A 13,522-nucleotide genomic window follows, 5' to 3' on the forward strand; every position below is an offset into this window, starting at 1 on the left:
GCGGGCGCAGGCGTCGGCGCCGGGGCGGCGCCCGACGACCCGTCGGACCCCGGCGAGGCGCCGGAGGGCGTGGCGGAAGCCGGGGCGCTGTCGCCTCCCCCGCCGCCACAGGCGCTGAGGGCCGCGGCGGCTGCCGTCACGGCGGCGGAAGACCAGGGAAATCGGAACATGGCGGGCGGTGTCGGTACTGCTGACGCCCGGCACTCTAGGGAGTCCCGCCCGCGAAATCAGCATCGCAACCGCAACAGCGGAAAGGCTCGGAAACGCATTCGGTTACCGTGCCTTTCGACCTCGACACCGGGCCGTTTGGCCCGTGATCATCGGCCTTCGCGTCGATCGGCCGGTATTTCCTCCGGCTCTCGTCGACGCCGCGTGCGACTTCTCACGCGGCGCTCCCAACGCGTCCTCGTTCATTCGACAGCCGTACCGCGCCGCCGCTCGGCGCCGCGGTCGCGGCTGTAATTGGCCGGTACAAACCGGCCAGTCCCGGCGACCGGTCCGGGATTCAGGCCGCGAAGAGCCCGAGGTCTTTCTGGTTGAAGTTCACGATCCCCGGCAGCACCGTCGGCAGGTCGGTGGGCGACACGCCCATCCACAGCGCCAGCGTCGCGGCCAGTTGGTCGACCGAGGTGGTCGGCAGCAGGCGGCCCTGGCCGACGTCGTCGGGGCCGTTGACGCTGACCGACGGCAGCTGGCCGTAGAAGCGGCCACCCTTGACCGCGCCGCCCATCACCAGGTGGTGGCTGCCCCAGCCGTGGTCGGAGCCATCGCCGTTGGAGCTCAGCGTGCGGCCGAAGTCCGAGGCGGTGAAGGTGGTCACGTTCTGCGCGATGCCCAGTTCGCCGAGCGCCGCGTCGAAGCTGGCCATCGCGTTGGCGACCGTGCCGAGCAGGCCCGGGTGCTGCGCCATCAGGTTGTCGTGCAGGTCGAAGCCGCCGACCGAGACGAAGTACACCTGCCGTTGCGCGCCGAGCGCGGCGCGGGAGCCGATCAGCCGGGCGACGAGCTGCAGCTGGGCGGCCAGGCCGTTGGTCTCGAACGGCGTCTGCAGCGTCGTGTTGGCCAGCGCGGTGCTCACGATGCCCTGGGCGTTGATCGAGCGCGCGGTGACGCGGTTGAGCTCCTGCTCCATCCAGTGCTGGCGGTCGCCGGTGATCAGGCCCTTGAGCGCCTCGGCGCAGGCGTTGGAGCCGAACAGCGCGCGGGTCGCGCCGTTGACGGCGACGGCGCCGCCGGTGCTCACCTGGTACTGCACCGCCTGGCCGCCCGACATGAACACGGCGTTGCCGGACACGTTGATGCAACTGAAGGTCGCGTTGCCGTTGCTGGAGAGGAACTGGTCGGCCACGCGGCCGCCCCACCCGGTGGTGGCGCCTTCGGGCTTGGACGACTGCCAGAGGCTGGACTGGTCGTTGTGCGAGAACAGCTTGGGCGGCAGCGGCACGTTGCCGGCCTTGTACTGCGCCAGCGTCGTGGGCTGGATCAGCGGGCCGATGTTGAGCATCACCGCCAGCCGGCCGGCGTCGAACACCGGCTTGAGCCGGGTCATCGTCGGCGCCAGCGCCATCTGGCGGCCGTCGGGCAGCGCGGCGGACGGCGTCAGCGCCGTCGCGGCGAGCTGCTCGCGCGGCGTCGCCAGCGCCTGGCGGATGGTGGCGTAGGCCTGGTAGCTGGCGGCGTCGTAGGGCACGACGGTGTTGCCGTAGTCGTTGCCGCCGTACATGAACAGGCAGACGATGGCCTTGTAGTCGCCGGGGGCGGCCGCGGCGGCGGCTTCGCCGATCGTGGCGAGCTGCAGCGCCCAGGGCGCGGCGGCGCCGGCCACGGACACGGCCGAGGCGCGCTTGAGGAATTCGCGGCGGCGCAGCGACGCCAGCTTGGAGATGTGGGTCATGGGGGGCGCTCCGCTCACTTCTGCACTTGGTAGTCGGGGGCGGCCAGCACCATCAGCCAGGCCGCCTTGACGCGATTGAGCTTGTTGGCGTCGGTGTCCGACTTGATCGTCGCCACCGCGGTGGCGATGGTGTTCACCGTGGCGTCGGACACGGTGCCGCCGCCCATCAGCAGGGCCATGCGCTTGACCAGCGCCGGCGCGTCGGCGGCCAGCGCGAGGTCGGCGGTGTAGTCCGCCTTCATGTCGCCGATGCCGTTGCCGATCAGGCCCTGCATGAAGTTCAGGTAACCGGCGACCGTGCTCTCGTTGCAGAGCTGGAATTCGGGCGCGGTCACGCCGTTGGTGCCCAGCTGCGAACTCGGCGGCACGTAGCCCGGCCGGAAGAAGTTGAAGACCGAGCCGCTGCGCATCGGGCTCTGGCCCAGGCGCGAGGCCGGGTTGCTGGTGTCGCCGACGGCCCAGAGGTCGCCGGGCGAGCTCATGCCGACGGTGCGGGCCCACTGGACCAGGCGCTGGATCGGTTCGCGCAGCTTGCCGGCGCCGGGCGCGGTGGGCACCTGGCGGGCTTCGCCGTCGAGCAGGATGGCGCGGATCACGGCGCGCAGGTCGCCGCGTTCGCCCTTGCCGTTGTTGTCGAACACCGCCGCCACGCGCTGCACGTAGGCGGGGCTGGGGTTGGAGGCGACCAGGCGCTGGATCAGCTGGCGGCCGATGAACGGGCCGACGTTGGGGTGCGCGGCCAGCGTGTCCAGCGCGGTCTTCATCGCGGTGGGGCCGTCGGCGGTGTCGGGGATGGCGACGTCGAGCACCTTCTTCGCGCCGGTCGAGAAGCGGCTGGCGTTGTGCTTCATCGGCCGCTTCATGTAGCTGGAGTCGGCGCCGTTGACGTCGGCGGAGTCGATGTCGAAGTCCCAGCCGGTGAACACGCGCGCCAGGTCGGTGATCTGCTGCAGGGTGTAGGTCTCGACCGGCTTGCCATTGGTGGTCTTGGCCGAGCCGTCGGGGTTGAGCTGGTTCAGCCCGATGGTGAACAGCTGCATCACCTCGCGGGCGTAGTTCTCGTCGGGCTGGCGGCCGGTGCGGGTGTCTTCCTTGCGGTTGCCGCGCATGGCCAGGTAGACGCCCATGGCGGGGGACAGCGTCACGCCCTCGAGCAGCGCGCGGAAGCTGCCGAAGCAGCGTTCCTCGAGCATGTCGACGTAGCCGGCGGTGGCCATGCCGGGCCAGCTCACCGGCAGGCCGTTCATCGAGACGACGAAGATTTCCGACAGCGCCAGCACGACGCGCTGGCGGAGCTGGTCGGGCGAGCTGAGCAGCTTGCGCCACAGCGTCGCGTCGACGCCGGAGAGGCTGTTGCGGAAGCTCTCCGCGGCGTAGCCCTTGGCGGTGAGCCAGTCGAAGTGGCTCTGCGTGCGGGGTGCGGCGAACTGCTGGTCGAGCCAGGCCGCGTAGCCGGAGGCCTTGACGGCGGCCAGGTCGGTGGCGGTGGCGGCGAAGCCGGCCTGGCCGAGGAAGCGGGCGGCTTCGGCGTCGGTGGGCGGCGTGGTGTTCTGGGGGGTGCTGTCCGGCCCGGCCGCCGAATCGCTGCCGCCGCCTCCGCCGCCGCAGGCGGCGAGCAGGGCGGCCGCGGCGATGGCGGCGAGTGCCGCTGGCGTCGAGGTGGAGGTGGTGGAGTCATCGACGACGCGGTCGTCGTCGTTCGGCGCGAAGGGGGTATGAACGGCGGCAGTCATCTCGGCATCGGTCGAAGCGGCGGATGCGGGATGGTGGCGAGGGCGGGGCGCCAATACACCGTCATTCGTACAACAGGTGCAAGGTGCGGCAACAGGCTGTTGCGGCGTGATTTCTGCACGCGCGGAACTTATCCAACTCGGATACACGCCAGCAAAAGACCTGACACCGAGCCCCCCCGCCCCGCCGCCCCAGGCAGTCCGCAATCGGGAGAAGCCGGGGGCGCCGGTACCCCCGGAGCGAATTCCGAGTGTGCGGAGGAGATTGAGCGGCGGGGGTTCGTCCAGGCAGTCCGTGGTTGGGAGAAGCCGGAGGCGCCGGTACCCCCCGGAGCGAATTCCGAGCGTGCGGAGGAGATTGAGCGGAGGGGGGTACCGGCGTCACCGGCTTCGGGCGCAGGCCTCAACCGTTGCCGAGTTTCACCCGCACGACTTCGGCGAAGTACCGTGCCCCGACCGGCAGGATGGTGTCGTTGAAGTCGTAGCGCGCGTTGTGGAGCGGAACGCTGCCGGGTGAATCGGCGTCTCCGTTCCCGATGAACACGAACGCGCCGGGCAGGGTGGCGAGGAAGCGTCCGAAGTCTTCCGAGATCATCAAAGGTGGGGTGTCGGCGGTGACCTGGGAGGGTCCGACCACGCGGCGGGCGGCTTCGACGGCGGTTTCGACGCAGGCGGGCCAGTTCACGGTGGGCGCGAATTCGTGGGTGTAGTCGACCTGGCAGGTGGCGCCGTGGGCGTGGCAGATGCCGTCGCAGAGCGCGCGCATGCGGGTTTCGAGCAGGGCTTGGACGGCGGGGGTATCGCTGCGGGTATCGCCCTTGATGGTGACTTCGGTGGGGATGGCGTTGCGGATGCCGTCGGTGATGAATTCGGTGCAGGACACGACGGCGGACTGGCCCGGGTCGACGGAGCGCGCGACGATGGTCTGGAGGGCGAGGACGATTTCGGCGCCGATGACCAAGGGGTCGACGGCCATGTGGGGGCGTGCCGCGTGGCCGCCGCGGCCGGTGATGCGGATGGTGAAGTTGTCTTCGCTGGCCATGATCCCGCCGGGGCGTGTCGCGATGTGGCCGGCGGGCATGCCGGGCAGGTTGTGGACGCCGTAGATCTCGTCCATCGGGAAGCGATCGAGGAGGCCGTCGGCGAGCATGGCCGCGGCGCCGCGGCCGTGTTCCTCGGCGGGTTGGAAGACGAAGCGCACGGTGCCGTCGAAGTCGCGGCGCCGGGTGAGCAGTTGGGCCGCGCCGAGCAGCATCGCCATGTGGCCGTCGTGGCCGCAACCGTGCATGCAGTTGGCGTTGAGCGAGACATGGGGACGGTCGGGGGCGGTCTCGGCCATCGCCAGGGCGTCCATGTCGGCGCGCAGGCCGATGACGCGGGGGCTTGAGCCGACGCGCAGGTTGGCGACGACGCCGGTGCCGCCGATGCCGCGGTGGACTTCGAGGCCCATCGCGCTCAGCAGTTCGGCGACGCGGTCGGAGGTGCGGCGTTCGTTGAAGCCGGTTTCGGGGAAGCGGTGGAAGTCGTGACGCCAGCGGACCCAGTCGCCGGTGAGCGCGGTTTCGTCGGCGGGGGCCTTCGCGGCAAGCCAGGCGTGCTGGCGCAGCAGCACGGCGTCGGCGGATTCGCCCACCAGTTCGCGGTAGACCGATCGCGCGGTCGCGCCTTCGGTGTTGATGAGCAGCACCCGCGATGTCGCGTCGAGTGCCGCTGCCCGCCACAGCGCGGGGTCGGCGCGCAGGCGCTCCAGGGCAGCGAGGCCGGCGACGCCCGATTCGCCGGTGACGATCGGGATGTCGCGGTCGCTGCCGGCCGCCAGGCGGCGCATGGCCCGCACCGCGTCGTCGTCCTCGACGAGCAGGAAATCGTCGACGCTCGTGGCCAGGAAGCGCCACGCGAGCGGCGAGGTCTCGCCGCAGGCCAGGCCCGCCATCACCGAGTCGACCCGGCCGGTGGCCGCCGCGGGCCGGCCCTGGATCGCGCTCTGCAGCAGGCAGTCGGCCTCGCGCGGCTCGACGACGATGAAGCGCGGACGCGACGCGCCCAGGCGCTCCCACAGCACGCTGACCAGGCCGGCGGCCAGGCCGCCGACCCCGCCTTGCAACAGGACGTGGGTAAAGCCGAAGCCCTCGTTCGATGGGTCATCCGATGGCCCAGTCGATGCGCCCTTCGATGCGCCGTTCGATGGGCCATCCGACGTGACAGTCCATGCGCGTCCCGCCTGCTCCAGCAACTCCGCCGCGATCGTCCCGTAGCCTTGCATCACGTCGCGCGGGATGTCCTCGTAGTCGTCATACGAGGTGTCGGAGATCACCTGCCAGCCGTTGGCCGAAGCCAGCCGCGCCGCCTCCGCGACCGAGTCGTCGTAGTTGCCGGCGATGCGCACGATCTCCGCGCCGAGCGCGGCGATCGCGGACTCGCGCTCCGGGCTGACATGGGCGTGCAGCACGATCACGCAGCGGCAGCCGATGTCCCGCGCCGCCGCCGCGAGCCCGCGTCCGTGGTTCCCGTCGGTGGCGCTGATGACGGTCTCGTGCCGCAGGCGATCGGCATGGCGGCCGGCGAGCAGCTCGACCGGGTCCAGGCCCGGATGGCGCCGGAGCATCTCCCGCACCAGCGCCACCGGCGCGCCGAGCGCCTTGAAGCTGCCCAGCGACGAGCGCGTCGATTCGTCCTTGACGGCGAGCCGCGCGATGCCGAGGCGCTCCGCCAGGTCGGGCAGCTCCCGCAACGGCGTCGGGCCGGGGTTCACGCCGGGCCAGGCCGCGAGCCAGCGGCGGCTTTCCTGCGCACGGTCGATGTTCATGATCGCGCGGAGGTCGTCCGGGTACGGCGCGCGGACGGCGCGCGGATTGGCGAAGTGCATGGCGGTTCCTGGAGAAGGAAGAACGAGGCGTTCGGGGCGATGGGCGGGGAGGGTCAGGGCAAGGCGAGCCGTCGCTGCACGACGTCGAGCAGCACCTCGGCGCCCTGGATCAACTGCGCGTCATCGGTGTGCTCGCGGGGGTTGTGGCTGACGCCGCCGCGGCTGGGCACGAAGATCATGGCCGCGGGCGCGACGCGGGCGATCATCTGCGCGTCGTGGCCGGCGCCCGAGGTCATCCGGCGATGGCTCAGGCCGCGACGCGTCGCGGCGGCCTCGATCTCGTCGACCAGCGACGCGTCGAAGCTCACCGGCTCGAACCGGGCGAGGCGCTCGGTCGCGATCGACACGCCTTCGCGTGTCGCGATCGCCGCGAGGAATTCCGCCAGCCGCTGCTCCGCCTCGCGCAGGCGATGCTCGTCGGGATCGCGCAGATCCACGGTGAACACGGCCTTGCGCGGAATCACGTTGATCAGGTCCGGCTCCAGCCGCAGGGAACCGGTCGTCGCGAGCGTCGTGTCCGGCGCGGCGGCGACGACCTGCTCGCGCAGGAACGCCATCACCGCCGCGGCCACGTAACCCGCGTCGTGGCGCAATCGCGTCGGCGTCGTGCCCGCGTGATTCGCGGTGCCGGTCACGGTGATCCGCTGCCAGGAAATGCCTTGCAGGCTCTCGACGACGCCGATATCCAGGTCCTCGGCCTCGAGCACCGGTCCCTGCTCGATGTGGAGCTCCAGGTACTCGGCGGGCACGATCTCGCCGGGCGTGAGGTCGCCGGCGTAGCCGATGCGCTCGAGCTCGTCGCCCAGCCGCGTGCCGTCGATGCCGACGGCATCGAGCGCCTCGTCCAGCGACAGCCCGCCCGCATGCACCAGCGAGCCCATCATGTCGGGCTGGTAGCGGACGCCCTCCTCGTTCGTGAACGCGGCGACGACGATCGAGCGCTCCGGCAACCGCCCCGCGTCGCGATAGGCCCGCGCGACGGCGAGTCCGGCCAGCACGCCGTAGCAGCCATCGAGCGCACCGGCGTTGCGCACGGTGTCGATGTGCGAGCCGATCATCAGCGGCCGTCGCCGTCCTGCCTCGGTCGCCGCCGGCAGGATGCCGAAGACGTTGCCGATGCGGTCGATCCGCAATTCAAGATCCAGCGCCGAGATCCACTGCACCAACTGGTCGCGACCGGCCCGGTCGGCGTCAGTCAGCGCGATGCGGGTACGCCCACCGGGCGTTGGCTCCGCGCCGATCTCGCCCAACTCGCGGAGCTGCCGCAGCAGCGTCGGGGCGTTCAGGCTCAGCGGGGACGAGGTCATCGGGATCTCCAACCAGTCGGGGTGGAGAAATAATATTCAGCGCCTCAGCAAACGGATTCGAATCTCCTGGCCGTTTGCTGAACGTTATTCACCTCGACGCCGCTGGCCCGGCGATGCCTTCATGCCCGCTTCGCTCGACGGCTACGACCGCGTCCTGCTCGACGCCCTCCAGGAAGACGCCCGCACGCCTCAAAGCGAACTGGGGCTCCGCGCGAATCTCTCCACCGCCGCGGTGAACCGCCGGCTCAAGCTGCTGTCGGCGGACGGTGTCGTCGAGCGCGTCACCGCGCAGCTCAACCCGAAAGCGCTGGGCTACGACCTCACCATCGTCGTCGAGGTCAAGGTCGAGAACGAACGCGCCGACCTGCTCGACGCCATGCAGCGCGCCTTCACCGCCTGCCCGCAGGTGCAGCAGTGCTACTACGTCGCCGGAGACTGCGACTTCGTGCTGATCTTCCTGGTGCGGGACATGGAACAGTACGTCGCGCTCACGCGCGAGCTGTTCTTCGAGAGCAACAACGTCAAGAGCTTCAAGACGCTGGTGGTGATGAACCGGGTCAAGACCGGCAGCAGCGTGCCGGTCGACCCCGGTTGAGGCGTCAGATCAGCGTGACGCCGGTCTTGCCTTGGACGAACTCGCGCGTGACTTCGGGCGCCAGCTCGACGAGCTTCAGGCCCTGCGGCGTCACGTCCATGACGGCCAGGTCCGTGATGATCCGGTTCACCACGCCCACGCCGGTCAACGGCAAGGTGCAGCTCGGGATGATCTTCAGGTCCTCGGTGCCGTCCTTCTTGCGGGCCACGTGCTCCATCAGCACGATCACGCGCGGCACGCCGGCGACGAGGTCCATCGCCCCGCCCATCCCCTTGACCATCTTGCCGGGGATCATCCAGTTGGCCAGGTCGCCGCGCTCGCTGACCTGCATCGCGCCCAGGATGCTCAGGTTGATCTTGCCGCCGCGGATCATCGCGAAGCTGTCGTGGCTGCCGAAAATCGACGAGCCGGCGATCGTCGTCACCGTCTGCTTGCCCGCGTTGATCAGGTCCGCGTCGACCTCCTCCTCGGTCGGGAACGGGCCGATGCCAAGCATGCCGTTCTCGCTCTGCAGCCACACTTCCTTGTCCGCCGGCACGAAGTTCGCGACCAGCGTCGGAATGCCGATGCCGAGGTTCACATAGAAGCCGTCCTCCAGCTCCTGCGCGGCGCGCGCCGCCATCTGGTCTTGGGTCCAGGGCATGTCGATCTCCTCAGGCAGCGGAACGGATGGTGCGCTTCTCGATGCGCTTCTCGGGATGGGGGTTGTGCACGATGCGGTGCACGTAGATCCCCGGCAGATGGATGGCGTCGGGATCCAGCTCGCCGACCTCGACGACCTGCTCCACCTCCACCACCGTCACCTTCCCGGCCATCGCGCAGGCCGGGTTGAAGTTGCGCGCCGTGCGCCGGAACACCAGGTTGCCGCTCTTGTCGGCGATGTGCGCCTTGACCAGCGCCACGTCCGGATTCAGCGCGCGCTCCATCACGTACTGGTGGCCGTCGAACTCGCGGAGCTCCTTGCCCTCGGCCACCATCGTGCCCACGCCGGTGCGGGTGAAGAAGGCCGGGATGCCCGCGCCGCCGGCGCGCAGCTTCTCCGCCAGCGTGCCCTGCGGCGTGAATTCGAGCTGCAGCTCGCCGGCCAGGTATTGGCGCTCGAACTCCTTGTTCTCGCCGACGTAGCTCGAGATCATCTTGCTGATCTGCCGCGTCTCGAGCAGCTGGCCCAGCCCGAAGCCGTCCACGCCCGCGTTGTTGCTGATGACGGTCAGGCCCTTGACGCCGCTGTCCCGCAGCGCCGCGATCAGCGCCTCCGGGATGCCGCACAGGCCGAAGCCGCCGACCGCCAGCAACTGGCCGTCCGCCACGATGCCGTCCAATGCCGCCTGGGCATTGGGGAAAAGCTTGTTCATCCGATGTCTCCTGCTGCCGTTGTTCACGGGGATTCAGAACCAACCCGCCGGGCATTCTGCTACGTAAGGCATTACGTAAGCGCTACGTAGAATTGATTAAGCATCATCCCGCCGCCCGTTCCGGGCCGGCCGGCCCGCATCCCTCGACGCCACCCGATCCCTCCCGGAAGGAAGCCCCGATGACTCTGCCCCTGGACGAGCTGCGCGCGCAGATCCCGACGATCTTCGCTCCCTGGATCGTCGCACTCGGCATCGACCCCGTCCACGCGGAGGACGGCCTGTTGCGCCTGACGATGCCGGTGGCGCCGGCGCTGGTCCACGTCGGCGGCGTGATGTGCGGCCAGGCCAGCATGGCCGCAGCCGACACCGCGATGGTGCTCCTGATGATGCGCGAGCTCGGCGAGTTCCGCCCGATGACGACGGTGCAGCTGCAGTCGACCTTCCTGCGCCCGGTCGCCGGCGCGACCTGCACGATCGAGGCCCGGCTGCTGCGCCGCGGCAAGAACCTGGCCTTCGGGCAGATCGACCTGTTCGACGAGCAGGGCCGGCTCGCCGTGCAGTCCACCACCACCTACGCGCTGCTGTGACCGCCGTGACGCTGGACTACCGCACCGCCTTCGACCAGGCCCCGATCGGGCTGGTGATCTCCGAGAACCGGCTGATCAAGGACTGCAACCGCCTGGTGCTGGAGATCTTCGGCGCGCGGCGCGAGCAGCTGATCGACCAGAGCTTCGCGCTGCTGTACCCGAGCCCGGTGGAGTTCGAGCGCACCGGCGAGCGCATCGTCGCCAGCCTCGATGCCGCCGGCTATTACGCCGACGAGCGCGTGATGAAGCGCGTCGGCGGCCCGCGCGCCGGGGAGCTGTTCTGGTGCCACGTGTCGGGCCGGGCGCTGGATCCGGCGCGCCCGCACGCCAGCGGCATCTGGAGCTTCGAGGACCTGTCGGCGGTGCGCCAGCTCAAGGCGGACCTCACCGCCCGCGAGCGCGAGATCGCCGCGCTGCTGATCGAGGGCCTGACCAGCAAGCTGATCGGCAAGAAGCTCGGGGTGAGCCCGCGCACGGTGGACGTCTACCGCGCGCGCCTCATGAAGAAATACGGCGCGGCGAGCACGCCCGACCTTGTCCACCGGCTGCTGGTGTCATGACAATCGGCCCGTGACAAATTGCCACAACATCGCCGCGGGGGCCGATGGATAGGACCATCGCGCAAGACGTGACCCCGGATGTGCGATTTCATCGGTGATTTGCGGGGCAACCCGAGGATGCGTCCGCGATTTCTCGCGCACAATACGCGCCGTCTCGGCCGGTGCCGAGGCTTAACTTGCAGAGTCAACGAATGAACAAGACCGAACTGATCGAACACCTGGCTTCCAAGCACGAACTGACCAAGGCCGAAGCCGGCCGCATCCTGGAAACGCTGCTGGACGCCGTGGTCACCACGGTGAAAAAGGGCGGCGCCGTGTCCATCCCGGGCTTTGGCTCCTTCAAGCAGCACTCGCGCGCCGCCCGCACCGGCGTGAACCCCAGCACCGGCGACAAGATCAAGATCGCCGCCGCCAAGCTGCCGAAGTTCACCCCGGGCGCCGGCTTCAAGGCCGCCGTGGACCCGAAGGCCGCTGCCCGCAAGGCCGCCGCCAAGCCGGCCAAGGCCCCGAAGGCCGCCGCCGCCAAGCCCGCCAAGAAGGCCGCCAAGAAGTAATCCACTTCTGGCACGACGATCGCGAGGCCCCGGCCGCGCGGTCCCGAACAAACCCGGCCCATGCCGGGTTTGTTTTTTTGCTCCTACAGTTCCGCCATGTCCGCCGCCGCCGCGCCCGCCGTGCCCGCAGCCTCCTCGCTGCGCGTGCTGTCGCTCATCCCGCCGATGACGCAGCTCAACACGCCCTACCCGTCCACCGCCTACCTGACGGGCTTCCTGCGTTCACGCGGGCTTCACGCGGCGCAACGCGACCTGGCGCTGGGCCTGGTGCTGGCGCTGTTCTCGCGCGACGGCCTGAAGCGCGTGCGCGCCGCCGTGCAGGCCATCCCGCTGCCGGACCGCGGCCTGGCGTCGCGCCATTTCGACGAGTCCTTCGACCGCTACCTGGCCACGATCGCGCCGACGATCGCCTTCCTGCAGGGCCGCGACCCGACGCTGGCGCACCGCATCAACACCCGCGCCTTCCTGCCCGAGGGCGCGCGCTTCCAGTCGCTGGAGGTCTACGTGTCCGATGACGGCGAGGATCCGCTCGCCTGGGCCTTCGGCGCGCTGGGCCTGCAGGACCGCGCGCGGCACCTGGCCACGCTCTACCTGAACGACCTGGCCGACGTGCTGCGGGAATCGGTCGACCCGCGCTTCGAGTTCGTCCGCTACGCCGAGCAGCTCGCCACCAGCCAGCCGACCTTCGATCCGCTGCGCGACGCGCTGGACGCGCCGCCCAACCTCGTCGACGACCTGCTGCGCGAGTTGACGCTGGCCGCGATCGACGCCGAGCGGCCCGACGTGGTGCTGCTGTCGGCGCCCTTCCCCGGCGCGGTCTACGCGGCGCTGCGCATCGGCCAGACGATCAAGCGGGAGCGGCCTCACATCAAGATCCTGTTCGGCGGCGGCTTCGTCAACACCGAGCTGCGCGAGCTGACCGAGCCGCGGCTGTTCGACTACGTCGACTTCGTGACGCTGGACGCCGGCGAGCGCCCGCTGCTGGCGCTGCTCGAGCACCTCGGCGGGAAACGCGGCCGGCAGCGGCTGGTGCGGTGCTTCGTCCGCGAGGATGAGGGCGAGCTCGCCGGCCAAGTCCGCTACATCAACTTCGTCGAGCCCGACGTGCCCTTCGAGGACGTCGGCACCCCGACCTGGGACGGCCTGCCGCTGCGCGACTACCTGTCGCTGCTGGACATGCTCAACCCGATGAACCGGCTCTGGAGCGACGGCCGCTGGAACAAGCTGACCATCGCGCATGGCTGCTACTGGAAGAAGTGCAGCTTCTGCGACATCACGCTGGACTACATCTCGCGCTACGAGGCGGCGTCGGCCAAGACGCTGGTCGACCGCATCGAGGCGATCGTCGCGGAAACCGGCCAGACCGGCTTCCACTTCGTCGACGAGGCCGCGCCGCCCAAGGTGCTCAAGGCGCTCGCGCAGGAACTCATCGAGCGCGGCGTCTCCATCAGTTGGTGGGGCAACGTGCGCTTCGAGAAGACCTTCACCCCCGAGCTCTGCCAGCTGCTCGCCGACAGCGGCTGCATCGCGATCAGCGGCGGCCTCGAGGTCGCTTCCGACCGGCTGCTCCAGCTGATGCAGAAAGGCGTGTCCGTCGAGCAGGTCGCGCGCGTCACGCGCGCCTTCACCGAGTCCGGCATCCTCGTCCACGCCTACCTGATGTACGGCTTCCCCACCCAGACCGTCCAGGACACCGTCGACGCGCTCGAATACGTCCGCCAGCTGTTCGAGCAAGGCTGCATCCAGAGCGGCTTCTTCCACCGCTTCGCCTGCACCGTGCACTCGCCGGTCGGCAAGGACCCCGCCGCCTTCGGCGTCAAACTGCTGCCGCTGCCGCCCTCGCCGTTCGCGAAGAACGACGTGGGATTCGTCGACCCCACCGGCACCGACCACGATGCCATGGGGGACGCGCTCAAGAAGGCGCTCTACAACTTCATGCACGGCATCGGGTTGGAGCAGGACGTGCGACGCTGGTTCAGCGTCCGGGTGCCGAAGCCGAAGGTGCCGAGGCAGTTCATCGCCGAGGCGTTGAACGGCTGACGCGTTGGATCGCCGAGGGGTCCTGACTTCGGTA

11 protein-coding genes and 1 pseudogene are annotated in these 13,522 nt (G+C 69.8%); 5 read left to right on the forward strand and 7 right to left on the reverse strand.

Features of this window, described 5'->3' with window-relative positions; translation table 11 throughout:
• Window positions 1-505: 505 nt before the first annotated feature.
• From N5D62_RS17210 to N5D62_RS17230, 5 genes and pseudogenes are all read right to left on the reverse strand, one after another.
• On the reverse strand, window positions 506-1,894 hold the full coding sequence (locus tag N5D62_RS17210; RefSeq protein ID WP_279759087.1) for a DUF1501 domain-containing protein: 1,389 nt from the start codon (window positions 1,892-1,894) through the stop codon (window positions 506-508).
• Window positions 1,895-1,908: 14 nt separating this feature from the next.
• Window positions 1,909-3,627, reverse strand: coding sequence for a DUF1800 domain-containing protein (locus N5D62_RS17215; protein WP_279759088.1), 1,719 nt, complete (start codon window positions 3,625-3,627; stop codon window positions 1,909-1,911).
• Between the two features lie 400 nt (window positions 3,628-4,027).
• On the reverse strand, window positions 4,028-5,230 hold the full coding sequence (locus N5D62_RS17220) for a M20 family metallopeptidase (protein ID WP_279759172.1): 1,203 nt from the start codon (window positions 5,228-5,230) through the stop codon (window positions 4,028-4,030).
• A pseudogene (locus tag N5D62_RS17225) lies at window positions 5,213-6,490 on the reverse strand (pyridoxal-phosphate dependent enzyme); the annotation flags it as partial. The pseudogene N5D62_RS17225 and the gene N5D62_RS17220, both read right to left, overlap by 18 nt.
• Window positions 6,491-6,543: 53 nt before the next feature.
• Window positions 6,544-7,797, reverse strand: a complete 1,254-nt coding sequence (locus N5D62_RS17230) for a Zn-dependent hydrolase (RefSeq protein ID WP_279759089.1) — start codon at window positions 7,795-7,797, stop codon at window positions 6,544-6,546.
• A 121-nt stretch (window positions 7,798-7,918) separates the two neighbouring features.
• Here N5D62_RS17230 and N5D62_RS17235 point away from each other — a divergent pair, with 121 nt between their 5' ends.
• Window positions 7,919-8,392: an Lrp/AsnC family transcriptional regulator gene (locus tag N5D62_RS17235; protein WP_279759090.1), complete on the forward strand. Its 474-nt coding sequence runs from the start codon at window positions 7,919-7,921 to the stop codon at window positions 8,390-8,392.
• 4 nt (window positions 8,393-8,396) lie between these two features.
• On the opposite strand, the gene N5D62_RS17240 is transcribed toward N5D62_RS17235, so the two are convergent.
• Both N5D62_RS17240 and N5D62_RS17245 read right to left on the reverse strand, forming a co-directional pair.
• The gene (locus N5D62_RS17240; protein ID WP_279759091.1) at window positions 8,397-9,035 is read right to left on the reverse strand and encodes a 3-oxoacid CoA-transferase subunit B; all 639 of its coding nucleotides are present in this window, start codon (window positions 9,033-9,035) and stop codon (window positions 8,397-8,399) included.
• A gap of 10 nt (window positions 9,036-9,045) precedes the next feature.
• Window positions 9,046-9,747: a CoA transferase subunit A gene (locus tag N5D62_RS17245; RefSeq protein WP_279759092.1), complete on the reverse strand. Its 702-nt coding sequence runs from the start codon at window positions 9,745-9,747 to the stop codon at window positions 9,046-9,048.
• Window positions 9,748-9,926: 179 nt separating this feature from the next.
• Here N5D62_RS17245 and N5D62_RS17250 point away from each other — a divergent pair, with 179 nt between their 5' ends.
• The 4 genes from N5D62_RS17250 to N5D62_RS17265 all read left to right on the forward strand — a co-directional run bounded on the left by N5D62_RS17250 (window position 9,927) and on the right by N5D62_RS17265 (window position 13,488).
• The gene (locus tag N5D62_RS17250) at window positions 9,927-10,334 is read left to right on the forward strand and encodes a PaaI family thioesterase (protein WP_279759093.1); all 408 of its coding nucleotides are present in this window, start codon (window positions 9,927-9,929) and stop codon (window positions 10,332-10,334) included.
• Window positions 10,331-10,894, forward strand: a complete 564-nt coding sequence (locus N5D62_RS17255) for a LuxR C-terminal-related transcriptional regulator (RefSeq protein WP_279759094.1) — start codon at window positions 10,331-10,333, stop codon at window positions 10,892-10,894. Before N5D62_RS17250 ends, N5D62_RS17255 begins: the two co-directional genes overlap by 4 nt.
• Before the next feature lie 191 nt (window positions 10,895-11,085).
• Window positions 11,086-11,448 (forward strand): HU family DNA-binding protein, encoded by a 363-nt coding sequence (locus tag N5D62_RS17260; RefSeq protein ID WP_279759095.1) that lies wholly within the window; start codon window positions 11,086-11,088, stop codon window positions 11,446-11,448.
• A 96-nt stretch (window positions 11,449-11,544) separates the two neighbouring features.
• Window positions 11,545-13,488 (forward strand): radical SAM protein, encoded by a 1,944-nt coding sequence (locus tag N5D62_RS17265; RefSeq protein ID WP_279759096.1) that lies wholly within the window; start codon window positions 11,545-11,547, stop codon window positions 13,486-13,488.
• Window positions 13,489-13,522 lie beyond the last annotated feature (34 nt).

Origin of the sequence: Mitsuaria sp. GD03876, assembly GCF_029840635.1 — a bacterium.
Classification (GTDB): Bacteria; Pseudomonadota; Gammaproteobacteria; order Burkholderiales; family Burkholderiaceae_C; genus Roseateles.